This window comes from Amycolatopsis sp. NBRC 101858 (assembly GCF_030269325.1).
Taxonomy (GTDB): Bacteria; Actinomycetota; Actinomycetes; order Mycobacteriales; family Pseudonocardiaceae; genus Amycolatopsis; species Amycolatopsis ponsaeliensis.
The window spans coordinates 1,479,574-1,500,133 of the sequence record NZ_BSTD01000001.1 but is presented as its reverse complement, the minus strand read 5'-3'; the positions used below and the strand labels follow the sequence as shown (position 1 = coordinate 1,500,133).

At 72.6% G+C, this 20,560-nt stretch carries 20 protein-coding genes; 10 read left to right on the top strand and 10 right to left on the bottom strand.

Annotated features, from left to right (window positions below; genetic code table 11):
- Positions 1 to 75: 75 nt before the first annotated feature.
- The 5 genes from QSK39_RS07165 to QSK39_RS07145 form a co-directional block, all read right to left on the bottom strand.
- Positions 76 to 879, bottom strand: coding sequence for an arylamine N-acetyltransferase family protein (locus QSK39_RS07165; protein ID WP_285476837.1), 804 nt, complete (start codon positions 877 to 879; stop codon positions 76 to 78).
- A gap of 105 nt (positions 880 to 984) precedes the next feature.
- Positions 985 to 1,608 (bottom strand): superoxide dismutase, encoded by a 624-nt coding sequence (locus QSK39_RS07160; protein ID WP_247017949.1) that lies wholly within the window; start codon positions 1,606 to 1,608, stop codon positions 985 to 987.
- A gap of 197 nt (positions 1,609 to 1,805) precedes the next feature.
- A complete protein-coding gene (locus tag QSK39_RS07155; RefSeq protein WP_285476836.1) occupies positions 1,806 to 2,465 on the bottom strand; it encodes a biliverdin-producing heme oxygenase in 660 nt (219 codons plus the stop codon).
- A gap of 73 nt (positions 2,466 to 2,538) precedes the next feature.
- Positions 2,539 to 3,135, bottom strand: a complete 597-nt coding sequence (locus QSK39_RS07150; protein ID WP_284742998.1) for a TetR/AcrR family transcriptional regulator — start codon at positions 3,133 to 3,135, stop codon at positions 2,539 to 2,541.
- A 16-nt stretch (positions 3,136 to 3,151) separates the two neighbouring features.
- On the bottom strand, positions 3,152 to 4,651 hold the full coding sequence (locus QSK39_RS07145; protein WP_285476835.1) for a glutamate-cysteine ligase family protein: 1,500 nt from the start codon (positions 4,649 to 4,651) through the stop codon (positions 3,152 to 3,154).
- A 212-nt stretch (positions 4,652 to 4,863) separates the two neighbouring features.
- On the opposite strand from QSK39_RS07145, the gene QSK39_RS07140 reads away from it, so the two are divergent.
- Both QSK39_RS07140 and QSK39_RS07135 read left to right on the top strand, forming a co-directional pair.
- Positions 4,864 to 5,670, top strand: coding sequence for a TrmH family RNA methyltransferase (locus QSK39_RS07140; protein ID WP_285476834.1), 807 nt, complete (start codon positions 4,864 to 4,866; stop codon positions 5,668 to 5,670).
- Between the two features lie 39 nt (positions 5,671 to 5,709).
- Positions 5,710 to 6,321 carry a DUF2537 domain-containing protein gene (locus QSK39_RS07135; RefSeq protein ID WP_285476833.1) on the top strand — a complete coding sequence of 204 codons (612 nt, stop codon included), beginning with the start codon at positions 5,710 to 5,712 and terminating at the stop codon, positions 6,319 to 6,321.
- Here the strand turns inward: QSK39_RS07135 and QSK39_RS07130 are convergent.
- Entirely contained in the window at positions 6,318 to 7,766 is a 1,449-nt protein-coding gene (locus tag QSK39_RS07130; RefSeq protein WP_285476832.1) for a hypothetical protein, read from the bottom strand. The genes QSK39_RS07135 and QSK39_RS07130 overlap by 4 nt on opposite strands.
- 60 nt (positions 7,767 to 7,826) lie before the next feature.
- Between QSK39_RS07130 and QSK39_RS07125 the strand changes: the two genes are divergently transcribed.
- On the top strand, positions 7,827 to 8,180 hold the full coding sequence (locus QSK39_RS07125; protein WP_284742993.1) for an MmcQ/YjbR family DNA-binding protein: 354 nt from the start codon (positions 7,827 to 7,829) through the stop codon (positions 8,178 to 8,180).
- Between the two features lie 3 nt (positions 8,181 to 8,183).
- Here QSK39_RS07125 and sepH read toward each other — a convergent pair whose 3' ends face one another.
- From sepH to QSK39_RS07110, 3 genes are all read right to left on the bottom strand, one after another.
- Positions 8,184 to 9,032: a septation protein SepH gene (gene sepH / locus QSK39_RS07120; protein WP_285476831.1), complete on the bottom strand. Its 849-nt coding sequence runs from the start codon at positions 9,030 to 9,032 to the stop codon at positions 8,184 to 8,186.
- Between the two features lie 189 nt (positions 9,033 to 9,221).
- Entirely contained in the window at positions 9,222 to 10,370 is a 1,149-nt protein-coding gene (locus QSK39_RS07115) for a sensor histidine kinase (protein ID WP_285476830.1), read from the bottom strand.
- A gap of 5 nt (positions 10,371 to 10,375) precedes the next feature.
- Positions 10,376 to 11,038 carry a response regulator transcription factor gene (locus QSK39_RS07110; protein WP_285476829.1) on the bottom strand — a complete coding sequence of 221 codons (663 nt, stop codon included), beginning with the start codon at positions 11,036 to 11,038 and terminating at the stop codon, positions 10,376 to 10,378.
- A gap of 113 nt (positions 11,039 to 11,151) precedes the next feature.
- Here QSK39_RS07110 and QSK39_RS07105 point away from each other — a divergent pair, with 113 nt between their 5' ends.
- The 6 genes from QSK39_RS07105 (at position 11,152) to QSK39_RS07080 (ending at position 18,342) form a co-directional block, all read left to right on the top strand.
- Entirely contained in the window at positions 11,152 to 11,691 is a 540-nt protein-coding gene (locus QSK39_RS07105; RefSeq protein WP_285476828.1) for a hypothetical protein, read from the top strand.
- The gene (locus tag QSK39_RS07100; protein WP_285476827.1) at positions 11,688 to 12,782 is read left to right on the top strand and encodes a peptidoglycan-binding protein; all 1,095 of its coding nucleotides are present in this window, start codon (positions 11,688 to 11,690) and stop codon (positions 12,780 to 12,782) included. Before QSK39_RS07105 ends, QSK39_RS07100 begins: the two co-directional genes overlap by 4 nt.
- A complete protein-coding gene (locus QSK39_RS07095) occupies positions 12,779 to 13,465 on the top strand; it encodes an ABC transporter ATP-binding protein (RefSeq protein ID WP_285476826.1) in 687 nt (228 codons plus the stop codon). The genes QSK39_RS07100 and QSK39_RS07095 overlap by 4 nt, the downstream gene beginning before the upstream one ends.
- Positions 13,462 to 14,667, top strand: a complete 1,206-nt coding sequence (locus QSK39_RS07090; protein ID WP_285476825.1) for an ABC transporter permease — start codon at positions 13,462 to 13,464, stop codon at positions 14,665 to 14,667. Before QSK39_RS07095 ends, QSK39_RS07090 begins: the two co-directional genes overlap by 4 nt.
- An 817-nt stretch (positions 14,668 to 15,484) precedes the next feature.
- Positions 15,485 to 17,005 carry an amidohydrolase family protein gene (locus tag QSK39_RS07085; protein WP_285476824.1) on the top strand — a complete coding sequence of 507 codons (1,521 nt, stop codon included), beginning with the start codon at positions 15,485 to 15,487 and terminating at the stop codon, positions 17,003 to 17,005.
- Between the two features lie 125 nt (positions 17,006 to 17,130).
- Positions 17,131 to 18,342 (top strand): glycosyltransferase 87 family protein, encoded by a 1,212-nt coding sequence (locus QSK39_RS07080; protein WP_285476823.1) that lies wholly within the window; start codon positions 17,131 to 17,133, stop codon positions 18,340 to 18,342.
- Position 18,343: 1 nt separating this feature from the next.
- Here the strand turns inward: QSK39_RS07080 and serC are convergent, their stop codons facing one another.
- The gene (gene serC / locus QSK39_RS07075; RefSeq protein WP_285476822.1) at positions 18,344 to 19,468 is read right to left on the bottom strand and encodes a phosphoserine transaminase; all 1,125 of its coding nucleotides are present in this window, start codon (positions 19,466 to 19,468) and stop codon (positions 18,344 to 18,346) included.
- A 148-nt stretch (positions 19,469 to 19,616) separates the two neighbouring features.
- Between serC and QSK39_RS07070 the strand changes: the two genes are divergently transcribed.
- Positions 19,617 to 20,492: a hypothetical protein gene (locus tag QSK39_RS07070; protein ID WP_285476821.1), complete on the top strand. Its 876-nt coding sequence runs from the start codon at positions 19,617 to 19,619 to the stop codon at positions 20,490 to 20,492.
- Positions 20,493 to 20,560: the final 68 nt, after the last annotated feature.

Here is a 20,560-nt window from a genome sequence, read left to right as displayed (position 1 = left end):
TCAGTTCGGGAACGGACGGAGCCCCGGCCCTGGGAACCCCAGGCCGGGGCTTCGTTCATTCCCGGCCGTGTCCGTTCACGGCAGTGTCGGGCTGAGCGCACCGCTCGTCAAGGGACTCTCACCCGGTGGCGTGGGCAGGCGCGTCAGCGGGAGGCCGAAGTAGACGCGGTACGCCATCCGGATCGCGGCCTCCGTCGGCAGCACGACCTCGTGCCGGACGCCGTCGACCGTCTCGATCAGACGGTCGCCCGACAGCGTCACCCGGCCCTGGGACGTCGGGCGGGAGCACGTCAGGGACTTCGTGAAATGGGACTCCGGGGACGTCGCCTGCCACCACGCCATCGGGACGAAGTCCGCGAGGGGCCGCGGGCGGCGCTCCAGGCGGTACTGCGGCTTGCCGTCCAGCAGGACGTCGATGTCGCCGTGGGGCGCGTCCAGCAGCAGGAACTCGCCGTCCGGGTCGGCCTGGGCGTCCACGCCGGACAGTCGCAGCGGGTGCCGGGAAAACCGGCCGAAGCCGACGTCGACCAGCCACGGCTCGTCCAGGGAAACGACGATCGCCGCGTGGTCCAGCGGCGGGCCGGGCGTTCCGTCCGGGCGGAAGACCTGTGCCGCGTGCAGTGCGGCGGTGTACCCGAGTTCGCGCAGCAGGGCCGCGAAAAGCCCGTTGAGCTCGTAGCAGAAACCGCCGCGCCGGCGCCGCACGATCTTGTCGGCCAACGCCGCTTCGGCCAGCTCGACCGGCTCGCCGAGGTGGATGCTCAGGTTCTCGAACGGGACCGTCGCCAGGTGGCGTTCCTGCAGGTGGCGCAGGGTCCCCAGGTCGGCGGCCGCGGGCCGGTCGACACCCAGCCGCGCCAGATACGCGTCAACGTCCATGGCTCAACTCTCACACCTCGACCGCACTCGAGGTCAAGCGATTTCACCCGTCGACGAAAAACGGGGCCCTTCCGTGCGGAAGGACCCCGTTTTGCGACCGGGTGCTCAGCCGAGCAGCAGGCCGTTGCCGCCGGCGACGGCGTTGTCGAAGCGCTTGCTGATTTCGGCCCAGTTGTAGATGTTCCACAGGGCCTCGACGTACTTCGGCTTGACGTTCTTGTAGTCCAGGTAGAACGCGTGCTCCCAGACGTCGACCAGCAGGATCGGCACGGTCGGCAGGACCAGGTTGTTGTGGTGGTCGCGCAGCTGCTGGGTGATCAGCGTCTTGCCGATCGGGTCCCAGGAGAGCGCGGCCCAGCCGTTGCCCTGGATCGTCGTCGCGACGGCGGTGAACTGCGCCTTGAACTTGTCGAAGGAGCCGAACGCCTCGTCGATCGCGGCCGCGAGCTCGCCGGTCGGCTTGTCGCCGCCTTCGGGCGACAGGATCTTCCACCAGACGACGTGGTTCGCGTGGCCGGCGAGGTGGAAGGCCAGCGTGGTCTGCAGGCCGACGATGTCACCGAAGTTGCCGGCGTCGCGGGCTTCGGCGATCTTGTCGAGCGTGTCGTTCGCGCCCTTGACGTAGGTCGCGTGGTGCTTGCTGTGGTGCAGCTCGTTGATCTCGCCCGAGATGTGCGGCGCGAGCGCGCTGTAGTCGTAGTCGAGATCGGGGAGCTCGTAGCGGGCCATTGGCCCTCCTTCTGTCTTCGACACAAGTTTCCTGTACCGAACCTAGTAGCACACGTCCCTTCGCGGCGAGCGGGGGCGCGTGGCCATCACCACGTGGGACGGCGGCTCGTCAAGTGGCGTACCCGGCGGCCTGCCACCCGAAACCGAGCCTGCTACCTGGACTTAACTGGAGGTCAACGAGCTGTGACGACGATCATTCAGGCGCGGTATTCGTCGAGCCGCGAAGCCAGCTCCTCGAACACGGCGACGTTGCACTCGAACGCGACGAGCGTCTCGTCGATCACCCGCGCGCGCTCGGCCTCGTCCCACGGCGCGTTGTCCAGCTTCGCGCGGTACCGGTCGCGGAAGCGGGGCGCGCTGCCGATGCCCTCGAAGTGGTAGAAGAGGGTGCCCGCCTCGGCGACGTCGTACGTCTTCTCCAGCAGCCGCCGGATCGCCTGGCCGCCCGCGATGTCGCCCAGGTAGCGCGTGTAGTGATGCGCCACGTACCCGCCCGCCCACGAAGACGCTTCGCCGACTCGCGCGACGTACGCCCGCGTCGACTCCAGCGGGGTGATCGTCGAACGCCAGTCCGGGCCGACCAGGTGCGCGAGGTCGCGCTCGAGGTGGGGCAGCCGGCGCAGCTCGTCGAACACGAACTCGCCCCCGACCGGGTCGCCGGCCATGCGGTCGCTCGCCGCCTCGATCGCGCCGTAGACGAAGTAGTACTGGATCGCGAGCTGGGTGTAGCCCTCCTGCGTCAGCTCGCCGCCGAGCAGGGCACGCATGTACGTCGAGTAGTTCGCCTTCTCGTGCACCTCGAGCGTCGACGCGCGCAGGGTCGCCGAAAAGGGGCGGGCATCCGTGGTCACCGACATGGGCAGGCCTCCCGGCGATCGATCTGACACGCTGTCAGAAAGATCGTAGGGCATTTCTCCGGGTTAGGCTACCCTAAATCGCAGCTCCGACCGCTCGCAGCACGAAGCGCACCGCCGCTTCGACGACGTCGCCGAGCTGTTCGGGGGGCCCGTCGACCAGCGTCCGGTTGCCCAGCGCGGCGGTGATCATCGGGATCAGGACGTCCGGGTCCTCGGCCGGCCAGCGCCCGAGGTCGACGCCGCCGGCCAGGATCGCGCGCAGCCGGTCGGTGATCGGGTCGGCGTGCGCGCTGATCCGCCGGTACGCCGCGGGTGCCAGCGCCGACGCGAGCGCCGTGCCCGGCGGCATGTGGTACTCGGCCAGCACGCGCAGCTGCAGCCGGACGAACGTGGCGAGCTGGTCCACTGGGTCGGCGTGGGCCTCGACGGCTTCGGTCAGCCGCGTGACGTACCGCGCCGCTTCGTCCTCGACGAAGGCGACGAGCAGGCTTTCCTTGTCGGGGAAGTGGTTGTACAGCGCGGTCCGGCCCACCCCGGCGGCCGAGGCGACCCCGGCGAGCGTGATCGCGTCGAAGCCGCGTTCGTACAGCTGGGCGCGCAGGACTTCGAAGACCCGCGTCCGCACCTCACGCCGGTGCGCTTCGAGCGACTCACCGAGAATCTTCGGCATCGACCCAGGCTAGCGCTCAATCATCGAGCTGCCAGGTGTGCACCGGCTCGCCGGCCTCCGAGAGCTCCAGGTAGCGCCCGAGCATCCGGGTCAGCGCCGCCTCGCGGTCGAGCCCGCGTTCCTGCGCCCGCAGGACGTAGTCGCGCTGCCAGGTCGCCCCGGTCCGCCGGGCGAGGCAGCGGCGCTCGATGATCCCGAGGTAGCGCTCGCGGGCTTCGTCGGAGACGTCGGAACGGCGCAGCCCCTCGTGGGCGAGCGGGAGCAGCACGCGCAGCGCCAGCTCGTCCGGCGGGATCCAGCCGATGCCCGGCCAGTACAGCTGCGCCTCGAAGCCGCGGCGCGCGCCGGCGTAGAGGTTCTCTTCCGCCGCCTGGAAGGACATCTGGCTCCACACCGGGCGTTCCGCCTCGGCGAGCGCGCGCTGGGCGCCGTAGAAGAACGCCGCGTTCGCCACGGTGTCGACGACGGTCGGGCCGGCCGGCAGCACCCGGTTCTCGATCCGCAGGTGCGGCAGGCCGTCGACGACGTCGTACACCGGGCGGTTCCAGCGCCAGATGGTGCCGTTGTGCATGCGCAGCTCGGTGAGCTTGGGCGCCTGGCCCGCGTCGAGCGCCTCGATCGGGTCTTCGACGTCGGTTTCCGGGAGCAGGCCGGGGAAGTAGCGGACGTTCTCCTCGAACAGGTCGAAGATCGACGTGATCCAGCGCTCGCCGAACCAGACACGCGGCCGCACGCCCTGGTTCTTCAGCTCTTCCGGGCGGGTGTCGGTCGCCTGCAGGAACAGCGGGATGCGCGTCTCCTGCCAGAGTGCCTTGCCCAGCAGGAACGGCGAGTTCGTGGCGAGCGCGATCTGCAGCCCGGCCAGGCACTGGGCCGCGTTCCAGTGCGCGGCGAACTCCTCCGGCGCCACCTGCAAGTGCAGCTGCACGCTCGTGCACGCGGCTTCCGGAAGAATGGATTCCGCATAGCTGCGAAGGCGTTCCGGTTGCTGGCCCGGCAGCGGCGCGCCTTCCATCGCCAGCACGGTCCGTTCGCCGCGCGCCGCGAAGATCTGGTCGTTCAGGGTGACGTACCGCGATTTGTTGGTGAGCCACTTCTGGTCGAAGTGCTCGTGCTTCAACGTCGGCAGGATGCCGATCATGGCCAGCGACGACCCGGTGTCGCGGGCCTTCGACGCCGCGGTCGCGAGGTACGCGCGGAGGTCGTCTTCGAGCTGGAGGGCCGAATCGCCGGCCAGCGGCCGCGGCGGCACGTTCAGCTCGATGTTGTGCTGGCCCAGCTCGGTGGTGAACGACGGGTCGTCCAGCGCTTCGAGCACGGCGGTGTTCGTCATCGACGGGCGCAGCTCGCGGTCGACCAGGTTCAGCTCGACCTCGAGGCCGATGTTCTTGCGGGGGAACGAAAAGCTGCCGTCGGTGAGCATGCGGGCCAACGTGTCGAGACAGCGCTGCACCTTGCGGCGGTACCGTCCCCGGTCGAGCGTGTTGAACGGTTGAGCCGCGAGGTCCATCCCCATGACCATCCCTGCTTTTCGTTTGACGCGGAACTAGGACGTGTTTCAGGTCCTGGCGGACAACCGTTACACAGCCGATGCAACCGGGCTAGCGGCCAAACTGGTGCTCTCCGTCACGGCGAGTTAACCGACAGCAAAAAGAACCCGTTTGCCGCACTCCCGGCCGGACGTTCGGACCAGTGAAGCGCCCGGCAAGCGGATGACAGACTGGGCGGATGGGCCTGATCCACATCGACCGCCGGGACGACCCGAGGGTCGACGATTTCCGGGACCTGTCCACAGCGGACCGCCGCCCGGACCGCCCGGGCGGCAAGGGACTCGTCATCGCCGAGGGCACCGTCGTGGTGTCCCGGCTGCTGGCGTCCCGGTACCCGGTACGGGCTCTGCTGGGCGTCGAACGGCGGTTCGCCGAGCTGGCGGACGACCTCGCCGGGACGGACGTGCCGCAGTACGCGGCTTCGGCGGAGACGATGGCCGACGTCGTCGGCTTCCACCTCAACCGCGGGATCCTCGCCGTCGCGGACCGGCCGGCGCCGCTGACGGTTTCCGAGGTCGTCGCGAACGCCGGCACGATCGCCGTCCTCGAAGGCGTGGGGGACCACGAAAACCTCGGCGCGCTCTTCCGCAACGCGGCCGCGCTCGGCGTCGGCGGCGTCCTGCTCGGGCCGGGCTGTTCCGACCCGCTCTACCGGCGCAGCGTGCGCGTGTCGATGGGCCACGTCCTGCGCGTGCCGTTCGGGCACCTCACGGACTGGCCGGACGGGCTCGACGACCTGCGGGCGCGCGGGTTCGCCGTCGCCGCGTTCACGCCCCGGCCGGGCTCGGTCCCGCTGCGCGAACTGCGGGCGCACGCACCCGGCCGGGTGGCGCTGCTGTTCGGCGCGGAAGGTCCCGGGCTGACCGAAACGGCACTGGCGGCGGCTGATCACGCGGTCCGGATACCCATGCCGGCCGGTGTCGACTCCCTCAACATCGCGACGGCCGCCGCCGTGGCCTTCTACGAACTGGCGCGGGCCGACTAAGGTTTCGGTTTCGAGGCGTAACCGGCGCGGAGGGACACCATGGAGCTGCGGATCCGCGGTGAGCGCGCGGTGCTCGCCGGACCCGGCGGGGAGCAGGCGCGCGAGGTCGACCCGCACAAGCTCGCGATCGGTTCGGACCTCGCGCAGGCCCTGCACGAATGGGCGCGCGTCGCGTCCGCCGTCTCGGCCGACTCCGGCGCCGAAGCGGGCGCGGTCGTCTCGCAGCGCGGCCGCCAGCTGGCCGGCCGGCTCGCCTCGGTGATGGGCACGACCGTGCGGTTCGTGGACCCGGTGACCGGCGCCGACACGGTCGTCGAACCGGCTCCGCGGGCCGAGTCGCCCGGCCACCGGTTCGTCCGGTCGGTGCTCGGCCCGGCGGGCCCGGCCGGGGAGCCGACGCCGTGGCTGACCGGGCTGACCGTCTCGGCGTTCATCGCGGCCGTGGTCGTGGTGGCCATGCTGGCGCTGGCTTCGACGCTGGCCCGCGAGACCAGCGGCTGGGTGGCGCTCGGGGCGTCGGTCGTCGTGACGGCCGGGATCACGCCGTCGCTGTGGCTGATCCGCCGGACCCCGATCCTGCGCTGGGCCGCGTACGGCGCGGCGGGCGGCGTCGTGATCGCGTGGGTCGGCGTGCTGGTGATCGCCTTCTAGCGGTACCGGACGTAGGTGACGAGCCTGCCCTGGGCCTGTGTGTGGGTCTCGGAGCGGAACGCGTAACCGTGGTAGCCGGCGATCCGGCGTTCCAGCTCGGGGGAGACGTCGAACTGGCCGCTGAAGAAGGTGACGCCGGCCTTCCCGGTGAACTCCCCGGCCAGCCAGCCGACGCGGGTCGAGCGGGGGAAGACCCGCAGCACCCACAACAGCGGGGGCACGCCGAGCACCGCGAGGAAAGCGCCGACCGCGAAGAGGTGCTCGTCTCCGTCGAGCACGGCCGTCACCGCGCCGCCGCCGAAGCACAGCAGGGCCCACGCCGCGGGGACGAGGAAGCCGGCGAACGACATCCGGAACTTCCTCGGCGCGCGTGGCGGCGCCGACGGGCGGCGCAGCAGCAGGATCAGGTCGGTGGGATCGGCGAAGTGCGCGAGGGCGGACAGGCCCTCGCCACCGGCGATCTCGGCGATCCGGGCCGGCGGCAGCTTCGCGTGCCGGACGCTGATCCACAGCTCGTCACGGCCGTCGAGGTGGTTGCGCAGCCACTGCTCCCGCTCCGGCGACCCGGCCGGGGGCTCGAAGCCGGGCGGGCCGGGGAGGGCCGGGGTCCCGAACACCAGCCCGGGACGGCACTTGACGAAGAGGTGCGACGTCTCGTTGCGCCCGGTGGTGACCGGGCCGCCGTAGAAGTAGCCGTACCGCGAGGCGACCTCGGCCAGCAGCTCCGTGGACAGCGAGACCGGGTAAGGGACGGCGGCGTGCGACCGGCCGTCGAACTGCGCGTCCAGCCAGGGCAGGCGCGGTGAGCGGCCGGCGACGACCCGCATCGCCACTCCGGTGACGAGCAGGCTCGCGGCGGCGCCGAACACGAGCAGCAGCGGGCCGAGCGCCCGGTCCGTGAGCCGCCCCCAGACGAGCGCGGCCACTGCGCAGGCGGCGAACAGGCCGCCGACACCGGCCCAGACCTGCGCCCGGGTGATCCGCTGCCGGGTGCGCGAGCGCAGTTCCTCGTCCGGCAGCCCGGAACGGCGCAGCAGCAGGAGCCGGTCGGTCGGGTCGGCGGCCTCGGCCACGACGGTCATCCCGGCGGCCGCCGCGACCGCGCCGACGTCCGCCCGGCCGAGCCGCAGCCGGCGCGTGCTCGCCCAGAACTGCTCCTGCCCGGCGAGCAGCTTCCCGAGCCGCCGCCGGTCGGCGTCCGTGCCGGGGCCGCGGTCGAAGTGCGGCGGGAAGGAGCCGGGCGCGAACTCGAACCGCAGGAAACCGGCCTGGCCGGGCGGGGTTTCGCGGTACCGGCGACCGGCCGCGGCCTGCCGGACGGCGCGGTCGTCGAGCCCCCACTGCGCCGGCGACACCTCGACGACCGGGGCGCCGGAGAAGACGCGGAACCGCAGTTCGCCCAGCCGCAGGAGCCACGCCTGCTCGGCGGGCGGCGCCGTCGTCATCATCGGATGTCACGCTGCATGACCGATCCCTCCCTCAGCGTGACATCGTAACCTGGCGGGATGCGGCAGCTCGACGCGTTGCGGAAGTTGTGCCTGGCCCTGCCCGAAGCGACCGAGCGGCTCAGCCACGGGTCGCCCGCGTGGTTCGTGCGCGGCAAGAAGACGTTCGTCATGTTCGCCGACGACCACCACGGCGACGGCAGGCTCGCCTTCTGGTGCCCGGCGCCGCCCGGGGCGCAGGAGGAGCTGGTGCGCACCGAGCCCGGGCGCTTCTTCCGGCCGGCCTACGTCGGGCACCGCGGCTGGCTGGGCGTGCGGCTCGACGTCGACGTCGACTGGGGCGAGATCGACCGGATCGTCCGGGAGGCCTACCGCCTGGTGGCCCCGAAGACGCTCGCGGCGCTGGTCGAGTAGGACTCAGCCGCGCTGCGAGCGGACCCCGAGCAGCACGTCCTCCCAGGACGGCACGATCGGGTGGTTCTTCTTGGCCTTCGGCCGCGGCTGGTCGGTGGCGGTGTCGTCCTCGGGATCCGCCGGGACGCGGGGGATCTCGCGGGTGTCGTCGTCCGGGTCCGGCTCGGCGGCCGGCAGCTCGGCGTGGTCCTGGGGCGGCACCGAGTCCAGCGTCGGCTGGAACTCCGCGTCGCGGGCCGGGTCGAGGGCGCGGACCGTGCGGGGCGCGCGGTACGCGTTCGGGTCGAGCAGGACCTCGGCGTTCTCGTCGAGCGCCATGACCGTGCCGCCGTGCGCCCCGGGCGAGAACGCCCAGTGCGCGCGGTTGTCCGAGCGCCCGGCCTTCCACTGCAGCACGACGACCCAGCGGCCGTCGTCGCCCTTCCAGGCGTCCCAGGAAGCCTTCGAGTAGTCGTGCCCGCGGACGCCGAAGCCGTACGCGACGACCTCGCCGAGCGTCTGCACGTCCGGGCCGTCCTCGCGGACCGGGTGGGCGCTCTGCGCGAGCTCGGCGGTCCGGGACCGCTCGAGCAGCACGGGGTAGGCGTAGCGCTCGACGCGCTGCTCCGAAATCCCGGCGCCCGCCGCGACTTGCTGGACCGACTCGCCGGCGCGGATTCGCGCCTGGATCTCGCGTGGCCGCATCTGGCTCTCCAACTCGATTTCGATCTGGCCGAGGCGGGTGAGGTCACCCCGCGCCGCCGCGCGCAGTCTTTCATCGGCCGGGAGGAGGAAGCGCGTACCGCTCGCCGAGTCTTCGCACACGATGGACTTACCGTCCTCGTGCAGCCCGACTACTCGAAGCGTGCGCATTGTTCGCCTTCCCCGATGCTTCACCGTTGTGGGTGCCCACGTTAGAACGGCGCGTCGGCTTGACGTGCGAGGCGCGCCGAGTCCGTGCAGAACTGCCCACTGTTCACTTTGCGACGTCCGCATCATGGATCACCCAGGTCGGCGGCTGCCGGGTGACACGCCGGACACGGTCAGTCACGATCGAGTGGATCAGGAAGGCGGCAGGCGGACCGTCACCGTGAGACCGCCGCGCCGGCCGGGCTGGGCCTCCGCGTAGCCACCGTGGGCCTGGGCGACCGACCGCACGATCGACAACCCCAGTCCGGCGTTGCGCGTGTCGCCGGTCCGCTCCGAACCGACCCGGCGGAACGGCTCGAACAACGTCGGCACGGCTTCGGGCGGCACCACCGGCCCCGAGTTCCGCACCTCCAGCGCCGGGTCGCCGCGCACCTCGACGTACACCCAGCCGCCCGAAGCGTTGTAGGTGATCGCGTTGACGAGCAGGTTCGTCACCAGCCGTTCGAGCAGTACCGGGTCGCCCGCCACCACGCGGGGCCGCAGCCGCGTCTCCACCTTCACCCCCGCCGACGCCGCCTGCGCGGACGTCGACCGGACCACCGCCGCCACCACCTCGTCGAGGCGGACCGGGGCGCGTGCGGTGAGCCCGCGGTCGCTGCGGGCCAGGATCAGCAGGCCCTCGATCATCCGCTCGCTGCGCTCGTTCGTGAGCAGCAGGTGCGAGCCGAGCTTCCGCAGCTCCGGCGTCACTTCGGGGTCGGCCATCGCGACCTCGACCAGCGTCCGCTGCACCGCCAGGGGCGTCCGCAGCTCGTGGGAGGCGTTCGCGACGAACCGCTTCTGGCTGTCGAACGACTCGGCGAGCCGGTCGAGCATGCCGTCGAACGTGTCCGCCAGCTCCTTCAGCTCGTCGGGCGGGCCCTCCAGGTTGATCCGCCGGTCGAGCTTGCCCGCTTCGAGCCGCCGCGCCGCCGACGTGATGTCGTGCAGGGGCCGCAGCGCGCGGCCCGCCATCAGCCAGCCGAACAGCACGGCCAGCGCCGCCGTCGCCACCAGCGCGATCGCCGAGCCGACGACCAGCGTGGACAGCGTCGAGGAGCGGTAGTCCTCCAGCGAGCCGCTCAGCAGCCGCACTGCCACGCCTTCGGACGGCATGGGTGTGCCGGCCGTGATGCCGTAGGTGGCGTCGGCCGAGCCGATCGTCGACGAGGCGACCCGGGCCGGGTCGGGCAGCGTGCTCTGCACCAGCAGGTAGTTGATGACGACGAGCACCAGCCCGGCGAGCAGGAACAGCCCGCCGTACCAGGCCGTCAGCTTCGTCCGGACGGACAGGGCGTTCACGGTGTTCACGGCGTGCCGAACCGGTAGCCGGCGCCGGGCACGGTCCCGATGACCGGCGGGTCGCCGAGCTTCCGGCGCAGCGTCATCACCGCGACGCGCACCGCGTTCGTGAACGGGTCGGCGTGCTCGTCCCACGCCTTGTCCAGCAGGTCCTCGGCGCTGACCACCGCGCCCTCCGCCCGCATGAGCACCTCGAGCACGGCGAACTCCTTCGGCGAGAGCAGCAGGAACCGGCCGTCGCGGGCGGCCTGGTGGCGCGGCAGGTCGAGCACGACGCCGTCGCGTTCCAGCACCGGCGGCAACGCGGGCCGCGCGCGCCGCGACAACGCTTGCACCCGGGCGACCAGCTCGGCGAACGCGAACGGCTTCGTCAGGTAGTCGTCGGCGCCGAGGCCCAGGCCGGCGACGCGGTCGGTGACGTCGGCGGCCGCGGTCAGCATGAGGACCCGCGCCTCACCGCCGGCCTTGACCACGGCCGCGCAGACGGCGTCGCCGTGCACCTTCGGCAGGTCGCGGTCGAGGACCACGACGTCGTAGCCGTGGACGCCGACGCGTTCCAGGGCCTGCTCGCCGTCGTAACAGACGTCGACGGCCATCGAAAACCGCCGCAGGCCCTCCGCCACCGAGTCGGCCAGCAGCCGTTCGTCCTCCACCACCAGCACGCGCACCCGCCCAGTCTGCGCAGGGAGGCCATAAGGACCGCATAAGCGACGTCGCTTAGCGCGCCCGAATGCCCCGATCCGTAGACCTGGCACCCATCAGGACACGAAAGGAGCGAGCCATGCGGACACGGATCGTCGTCGCGGCGCTCGGGGCGGCCCTGCTGCTCGGGGGCTGCGGCGCCCAGGGGGACGACGGCGGCAAGGTCGCCTCGATCTCGACGCCGCCGAAGTCGGGCGGGCCCACCGCGGCCGACACCAGCGGCAAGAGCGACGAAGACAAGATGCGCGACTTCGCCAAGTGCATGCGCGAGCACGGCGTCGACATGCCCGACCCGAAGCCGGCCGGCGACGGCGGCGGCATGGCGGTCACCCTCGGCGGGGACGGCGCCGACGCGTCGAAGATCGAAACCGCGCAGAAGGAGTGCAAGCACCTCATGCCCAACGGCGGCGAGATGAAGCCGCCGAGCGCCGAGGAGCTCGACAAGATGCGCAAGGACGCCAAGTGCATGCGCGAGCACGGCATCGACATGCCGGACCCCGACCCCAGCGGCAAGGGCGCGACGCGGATCGGTGGCCCGGGCGACGACCCGAAGAAGTTCGAAGCCGCCGCGAAGGCGTGCGGGCTCGGCATGAGCGTCAGCTCCGAGGCGGGCAAATGACCGAAGTGACCCACTTGAAGGCGCGCCGCCGCGGCCGGACGCGCTGGTTCGTCGCCGGCGCCGTCCTCGTCGTGGTGCTCGGCACCAGCTCGGTGGTGATCCTGACCCGGGTGTCGAGTGCGACGCCGGTCAAGGAAGCGACGCCGCCGTCGGTCGAAACCGCCGAGGTCGTCAAGACCGACCTCAGTGAGGAAGAAGAGGCCGACGGCACCCTCGGCTACGGCGACGAGGAGACCGTCCAGGGCCGCAAGCCCGGCACGATCACGTCGTTGCCGGCGGCGGGCGCCACGATCACCCGCTGCAAGGCGGTGTACGGCGTGGACGCGAAGCCGGTGCCGCTGTTCTACGGCACGCTGCCGTTCTACCGCGACCTCGCCACCGGCGCGGACGACGGCGCCGATGTCAAGCAGCTGGAGGAGAACCTCAAGGCGTGCGGGTTCGGCGGCTTCGGCACGCCGGACAAGAAGTTCACCTCCGCGACGGCGGCCGCGCTGAAGAAGTGGCAGAAGTCGCTGGGGCTGGAGCAGACCGGCGCGTTCGGCCAGGGTGACGTCGTGCTCGCGGCCGGCGAGGTCCGCGTGTCGGCGGTGTCGGCGAAGCCCGGTTCGCCGGCGCAGGGCGAGGTGCTCAAGACGACCGGGACCGTCCGCTCGGTGCAGGTGAAGCTCGACGCGGCGAAGCAGGGTCTCGCGCAGCAGGGCGCGAAGGCGTCCGTGACGATCAACGGGAAGACGAGCCAGGGCACGGTCACCGACGTCGGGCGGACCGCCGTCGAAGGCAAGGACGCGGCGGGTCAGGACGACGGCAAGCCCAAGATCACGGTGGCCGTCCGGCTCGACGATCCGGCCGCGGGCGGCACGCTCGACTCGGCCCCGGCGACCGTCCGGTTCACCAAGGACGTCCACTCCGGCGTGCTCGCGGTCCCGGTCGGTGCGCTGCTCGCGCTCGCTGAGGGCGGTTATGCCGTCGAGGTCGACGAAAACGGCCGGCGCCGGCTGATCGGTGTCCAAACCGGACTGTTCAGCGGCGGCAAGGTCGAGGTCACCGGCGCCGGCCTGACCGCGGGCATGCGGGTGGTGACGACGTCGTGACGCCCGTGCTGCGCGTCGACGACGTCACGCGCACCTACCCCGGCGGGGTCGCCGCGCTCGACGGCGTCTCGCTGGCGCTGGAGGACGGCGAGATGGTCGCGATCGTCGGGCCGTCGGGGTCCGGCAAGTCGACCCTGCTGCACCTGATGGGGACGCTCGACCGGCCGTCGTCGGGGCGCGTCGAGCTGCACGGCCACGACGTCGCCGCGCTGCCGGACCGCAAGGTCTCCGCGCTGCGCTCGCGCTGGATCGGGTTCGTGTTCCAGCAGTTCTTCCTCGACGAAGGGATGAGTGCGGTGGACAACGTGTGCACCGGCCTGCTCTACGCCGGGGTGCCGCGGCGACGGCGGCGCGAGCGGGCGCTGGCGGCGCTCGACCGCGTCAAGCTGGGGCACCGGGCGTGGCACCGGCCCGGCGAGCTGTCCGGCGGGGAACGCCAGCGCGTCGCGATCGCACGGGCGGTCGTCAACGAGCCGTCGATCCTGCTGGCCGACGAGCCGACCGGCAACCTCGACACCGGTACCGGTGCGTCCGTGCTCGGGCTGCTCGGGGAGCTGTCCACCGGCGGCACCACGATCGTCGTGATCACCCACGACCGCGAGATCGCCGCGGGGATGCCGCGCCGGATCGAACTGCTCGACGGCCGGCTGCGGCTCGACACCGGCCTGGTGGGTGCGCGATGACGCTGGTGACGCTGCCGGAACCGGCCCGGCTCAAGCCGCCGGACGTCGTCGCGCTCGGGGCGCACGGCATGCGCACGCGGCCGGTGCGCGCGGTGCTTTCCGCGCTGGGCATCGCGATCGGCGTCGCGGCGATGGTCGCGGTGCTGGCGATCCCGGCGTCCGGCGCGCAGGCCCTGCACGACCGGCTGGCCGCGCTCGGCACGAACCTGCTCACCGCCGGGCCGGGGCAGACGCTGTTCGGGGACAACGCCGTGTTGCCGGACGACGCGGTCCCGATGGCGAAGCGGATCGGGCCGGTGGAGGCGGCCAGCGGCACCGGGAACACGTCGGCGAGCGTGCGGCGCAGCGACAAGATCGCGCCGGACGACACGTCCGGGCTCGCCGTGTTCGCGGCGCGGCCGGACCTGCTGGGCGTGCTCGGCGGCAAGGTGCGCGTCGGTGCCTTTCTCGCGGCGGGCAACCAGGACTACCCGGTGACGGTGCTGGGTGCGCAGGCCGCGGCCCGGCTCGGCATCGACCACGTCGACCCGGCCCGGCCGCCGCAGGTGCTGATCGGGACGCAGTGGTTCACGGTGGTCGGCATCCTCGCGCCGATGCCGCTGGCACCGGAGATCGAGCGGTCGGCACTGGTCGGCTGGGACGTCGCGAAGCGGCTCCTCGGGTTCGACGGCCATCCGTCCACTGTGTACGTCCGCGCGAAGGAATCCCAAGTGGACAGTGTGCGTTCGGTGCTGGGCGCGACGCTGAACCCCCAGGCGCCGAACGAGGTCGAGGTCCGCCGCCCATCGGACGCACTGGCGGCCCAGAAGCTGACGGACACGACGTACAGCGCCCTGTTCCTGGGCCTCGGCGGCGTGGCGCTGCTGGTCGGCGGGGTCGGGGTGGCCAACACGATGGTGATTTCGGTGCTCGAACGCCGGCGCGAAATCGGCCTGCGTCGGGCACTCGGGGCGACGAAGAGGCAGATCCGCGGGCAGTTCCTGGCCGAGTCGGTGCTGTTGTCGGGACTGGGTGGGCTGGCGGGAGTGCTGGCGGGGGTGCTGGTGACGGCGGGCTACGCGCTCAGCCAGGGGTGGCCGGCGGTACTGCCCTGGGCAACGCTGGCGGGCGGCGTCGCCGTGGCGGCTTTGGTGGGGGCGATCGCGGGGGCTTATCCGGCGGTGCGAGCGGCCCGGCTGGCACCGACGCAGGCACTGGCCTGACGCGGGTTCCGGGGTGGGGCGGCCCGTTGCCCGCGGTGTCGCAGGTCGGCCGCGCGCTTCGCGCGGGGCCGGCCTGCGCGGGGCGCGCGGCTCGGGTCCGCTGGGGAGTCGCCGCTCGGGTTGGGCGTGGGGAGCTGCTGCTCGGGTTTGGCTTGCTGGGAAGCCGCTGCTCGGGCTGGGCTCGGGAGCCGCCGCGACCCGGGCTCGGAGTCGCTTCGGCCTCGGCCTGGGGCGGCGGCTCCGGGGCCGCCGGGCGCGCTCCGTGCACGGCCGACCTGCGGCGCGCAGGGCTGGAGCGGCCTCCCTTGGGTCGCTTCGGAGTGCCGCAGTCGCCTCGGGCTCGGCCGGGGCGCCAGGGCCAGGCCGGCGACGCTGCCGTGGGCGCCGCCGCCGCAGGCGGGCCGGCGTCGGCGTGGCGGCTTTGGTGGGGGCTTATCCGGCGGTGAGAGCGGCCCGGCTGGCACCGACGCAGGCACTGGCCTGACCCGGTTCCGGGGCGGCGCCGAGGTGGGGCGGTTTGGTGGGCACCCGCTGCCCGCGGTGTTGCAGGTCGGCCGCGCTCCACGCGGGGCCGGCCTGCGCGGGGCGCCTGCCTCGGGCTCGCTGGGGAGCCGCCGCTCGGCTGGGCTCGGGGAGCCGCCGCCCCGGGCCCGCCAGAGCCGGCGGCTCCCGAACCGGCCCTTCCGTCCTTCCCAGGCGCCTGCACGCCGGGACATACCTCCGAGCGTGCGCAGCGCGAAGAGCGCACGCTGGAAGATCCGCATCCCCCTTCCGGCGGGTTGAATGGGGCCCCCAACCCGAGCGATAGGGGGCCGCCGTGGAGCGGGTCGAGGCGAACCGGCGTGACTTTCTCCGGTGGCTGGCGGTCGCCGGTGCGGGGCTCGCCGCCGCGGGGGTTGTGCCCGCCGTCTTCGCCCAGGAGGCCGCCGCGGCCGGTTCGGATGTCGTTGTCGTGCTCGGGGCCACCGTGGTCGACGGCACCGATGCCCCGCCCGCCCCGCACTCGGCGGTCGTGGTGGTCGGGGACCGGATCGCCTGGGCCGGTCCCGCCGCGGATCTACCTCCCCTGAACGGCGTCCGGGTCGTCGACGGCCGGGGCCGGTACCTCGTGCCCGGTCTCTGGGACCTGCACACCCACGGCCTCGACTACGAGGCCGTCTTCCCGCCGCTGTACCTGGCCAACGGCGTCACCGGCATCCGCGAGATGTGGGGCTACGCCGAAAACCGCGCGGTGCGCGACAAGATCGTCCGCGGGGAGCTGGCCGGCCCCCGGGTCGTCATGGGCAGCTCGATCATCGACGGCCCGGTGTCCCTGCTCGCACCGCCCGTCACGCAGGTGGCGACGGCGGAGGAGGCACGCGCGGCCGTGCGGACCGCCGAGGCCGAAGGCGCGGACTTCGTCAAGGTGTACTCCTACCTGGGCGCGGAGGCGTTCGCCGCCATCGCCGACGAGTGCCGCCGCGCCGGGCTGCCCTTCGCCGGCCACTGGCCGTACCGGGTTTCGCAGCCGGTGGCGAGCGACGCGGGCCAGCGCAGCTTCGAGCACCTCTTCGGCGTCCCCGTCTACACGTCGGCGCGCCGGGACGAAATCCTCGCGACCCTCGCCGAGACGCCGTTCGACCCGGCGCACCCGCGGACGTTCTTCACTATGGCCCGCGAGCTGGACCGGCAGGCGACCGAGGCCTACAGCCCGTGGCGCGCCCGGGAGTTCTTCGGCAGGCTCGCGCACAACGGAACCCGGCTGACGCCGACGATGGTCGTGAACCGGGTGATGTGCTCGCCCGCCGACGCGTTCGCGCACGACCCGCGGCTGAAGTACGTGCCCCGCGCGGTGCGGGACTTCTGGGCCGAGCAGCTGCGGACCCGCACGCCGGTCACGCCGGCGGAGATCGCGCAGCAGGAGGCCTACTTCCACGCGCAGGTCGAGCTGGCAGGCGCGGCGCACCGGGCGGGCGTCGCCCTCCTCGGCGGCACGGACTGCCTGAACCCGTACGTCTTCCCGGGCTTCAGCCTGCACGACGAGCTGGACCACCTGGTCGAGGCGGGGTTGTCGCCCCACCGGGCGCTGCAGGTGGTGACCCGCGACGCGGCGGCGTTCCTCGGCCGCGCCGCGACGGCGGGCACGATCGCGCCGGGCAAGGTCGCGGACCTGGTGCTCCTCGACGCGAACCCGGTGGCCGACATCCGCGCGGTCCGCCGGATCGACACGGTGGTCGCGGCGGGGCGGGTGTTCGACCGCGCGGAGCTGGACCGGATGCTGGCCGGCGTCGAGGCGGCGGCGGGCACCGCGGTGAACGCCAGGTCGGTGACCGGCTTGCCGATGCACAGCTGCTGCTGACCTTCCGTGAACGCCAGGTCAGTGCGGTTGCCGGTGCGAGGCGGCCGCTGAGCGCCCGGTAATCTCGGCCGGTCGGGCCTGGCTGAGTGGGGGTAGACGTGTCGGGTTGGTCCGGGCGGAAGCTCATGGGGGCGCTGCTCGTGCTCGAGGTCGCCGCCGTCGTGCTCGTCCTCCTGCTCAAGCGGTTCGACGGCCTGGACCTCGAGGTCTACCTCGGCGGGGCCAAGGCGCTGGCCGGGCAGGGCTCGCCGTACGACGCCTGGGTGCCGACCACGCACCAGATCCTGCTGCCGTTCACCTACACGCCGTTCGCCGCGGCCGTGTTCCTGCCCGGCACGCTGCTGCCCTTCGCCGTGACGATGAAGCTGGTCAGCATCGCTTCGATCGTCGCGACCGGCGTCGTCGCCTACCTCTACGTCGCGACGCTCAACGGCTCGCTCACCGACTCGTCGAAGGTCGCCGGCCGGGCGGTGGCCGCCCTCGTCGCCATCGGCGCGCAGCTCGCCGGGGCCCTGCTCGAGCCCGTGCGCTCGACGCTCGGCTTCGGCCAGATCAACGCGCTGCTGATGGTCCTGGTCGTGCTCGACGTCCTGCTCCCCGGCGACCGCAAGCGGACGAAGGGCCTGCTCATCGGCGTGGCCGCGGCGATCAAGCTGACGCCGGCCGTCTTCGTCGTCTACTTCCTGTTCCGCCGCGACTTCAAGTCGGCCGCGCGCGTGGTCCTCGGGTTCGTCGCGGCCGGGGCGCTGCTGTGGCTGGTCCGGCCGTCGGCGTCCTTCACGTACTGGACGAAGCTCGTCTTCGACGCGGGCCGCATCGGCGGCGTCGACTACGTCGGCAACCAGTCGCTGAAAGGCCTGGTCACGCGCCTCGGCCTGCCGGAGACCGCGGGGAACATCGGGTGGCTGCTGGCCGCGCTCGCCGTGATGGCCGTGGTCGCGGTGGTGATCGTGCGGGCGGGCGAGCCGGTGCTCGCGCTGACCGCGTGCGCGCTCGGCGGGCTGCTCGTGTCGCCGATTTCGTGGACTCACCACTGGACGTGGTGCGTGCCGATCCTGGTGCTGGCCGGCTACTACGGTGTCCGCGCCTGGCGGACCGACCGGGCCGTGACGTGGTGGTCGGGCGCGGTCGTGGTGGCCGGGCTGACGCTGTTCATCTGGGGCCCGATGTGGTTCGCGCCGCGGCCGGCGCCGTCCGTGGGCTGGTGGTTGGCCACCGAGTCCTACGAGCTGTTCGGCCTGGCGCTGCTGGTCCTCGCCGCGTTCGCCGCCCGCCGCCTGAACAAAGCGAAGGCCGCGCCGAGGGAGTCCCTCGACGCGGCCTTCACGGACGTCTAGCTCAGCCGAGCCGCTCGACGACGTACTCGATGCTCTGCGTGAGCTTCGTGATGTCGTCCGGGTCGATGGCCGGGAACAGGCCGACGCGCAGCTGGTTGCGGCCCAGCTTGCGGTACGGCTCGGTGTCGACGATCCCGTTGGCGCGCAGCACCTTCGCCACCGCGGCGGCGTCGACCTCGTCGGCGAAGTCCACCGTGCCGACGACCTGCGAGCGCAGCTCCGGGTCCTTCACGAACGGCGTGGTGTAGCTGGTCTTCTCGGCCCACTCGTACAGCCGCGACGACGAGTCCTTCGTGCGCGCGGTCGTCCACTCGAGGCCGCCCTGGCCGTTCATCCACTCGATCTGCTCGGCGAGCAGGAAGAGCGTCGCGACGGCCGGGGTGTTGTAGGTCTGGTCCTTGCGGGAGTTGTCCAGCGCGGTGGTCAGCGACAGGAACTCCGGGATCCAGCGGTCGCCGCCGCCGATCTCGCCGATGCGCTCGACCGCGGCCGGCGAAGCCAGCGCGATCCACAGGCCGCCGTCCGCGGCGAACGACTTCTGCGGCGCGAAGTAGTAGACGTCGAAGTCCTCGGCCTTGACCGGGAGCCCGCCCGCGCCGGAGGTGGCGTCGATCGCGACGAGCGCGCCGTCGCTGCCCTCGGGGCGGCGGACCGGCACGGCCACGCCGGTGGACGTCTCGTTGTGCGCCCAGCCGACCAGGTCCGCGCCGGCTTCGTAGGCGATCTCCGGGGCACTGCCCGCGTCGGCCTTCACGACGATCGGGTCGGCCAGGAACGGCGCGCCCTTGGTGACGGAGGCGAACTTCGAGGAGAACTCGCCGTAGGTGAAGTGCTGCGAGCGCTCGCGCACCAGGCCGAACGCGGCCGCGTCCCAGAACGCCGTGGTGCCGCCGTTGCCCAGGATCACTTCGTAGCCCTCGGGCAGGGAGAACAGTTCGGACAGCCCGGCCCGGACGCGCCCGACGAGGGACTTGACCGGCTTCTGCCGGTGCGACGTGCCGAGGTAGGTGGAGCCGGACTCCGCCAGTGCACTCAGCTGCTCGGCGCGGACCTTCGACGGTCCGCAGCCGAAGCGGCCGTCGGCCGGCTTGAGGTCTGCGGGGATGGTCAACTCAGCGTCGGTCATGGGGCCAGTCTCTCAGGTCGGGATGCGGCTGGTGATAGCGGTTCGCCAGTGTCCGGGATGTGGGAAATGCGCTGGTCCGAGACCGGAAAATCGCTGTCGGCCCGCCCGGGGTGCTCGGTAGCTTCACCGCCGGCAAGAGGAGGCAGTGGTGGAGGCGGAAGAGCCGTGGCGGCCGCGGTGGTGGCTGTTCTGGAACCTGGGCGCGATCGCCGTCGTGCACCTGGTCGCGAGCGGGGGTTGGACGACGACGACCACGGTCGCGCTGCCGATCGCGCTGGCCGTGACGGTCGTGTTCGTGTTCGTCCGGCGGCTGCCGTGGTGGCTCACGGGTGACCTGCCCGCGCGCCGCCGGGGGCTCGTCGTGGCCGGTGTCGCGGGCCTGCTCCTGGTGGACGCCGTGGTCGTGGCCGCGCTGGTGGCGCACCCGCCGCACGGCGCCGACGTCGTCAACGCCGCCGCGTTCGCGGCGATCTTCCTGGGCGGGTCGGTGTTCGGCCTGTCTCGTTTGCTGCCGAAGCGGCCACTGACCCGGCGCGCGCAGCTGCGGCTCCGGCTGTGGTTCGCCACCGCGGCGGCGTGGGCGGCCGGCGCGTTCGTGCTCGCCCTCGAGATCGCCGCCGTCGTCCTGGTCGGCGGCTGGCTGCCGTGGTTCGTCCCGGTGGCGGGTGGCGTGGCCGTGCTCGCGCTCGCGGCCTGGCGGGCGGACCTCGCCGGACCGGCCCGCTGCCTCGCGAGCGACTCCTGGACACCGGTCGCGGCCGCGTCGTCCGACGTGCGCCCGGGTGAACCGGTCGACGGCTGGGCGGTGCTGCCGGGGGACCTGCGGATCCGGTTCCACCTGCCCGTGGCGCCGCCCGAAATCGCCGCCGAGCTGGCGGACCGGCGCCGGCTCTGGCTGGCCGGCTGGCCTTCGGAGTACCTCGTGGCGGGGGTTCCGGACGGCGACGGCTACGCCATCGGGGTCATCGGGCACCGTCGCGGTGGGGGTAAAAACACGGTTCCCGGACGCCCGCGCCGCCGGTAGCTTCCGGCGAACGGGGTTCGTCCGGGTCCCGCTCACCACCGCTCTGGGGGTGTGAGCGGGACCCGGTG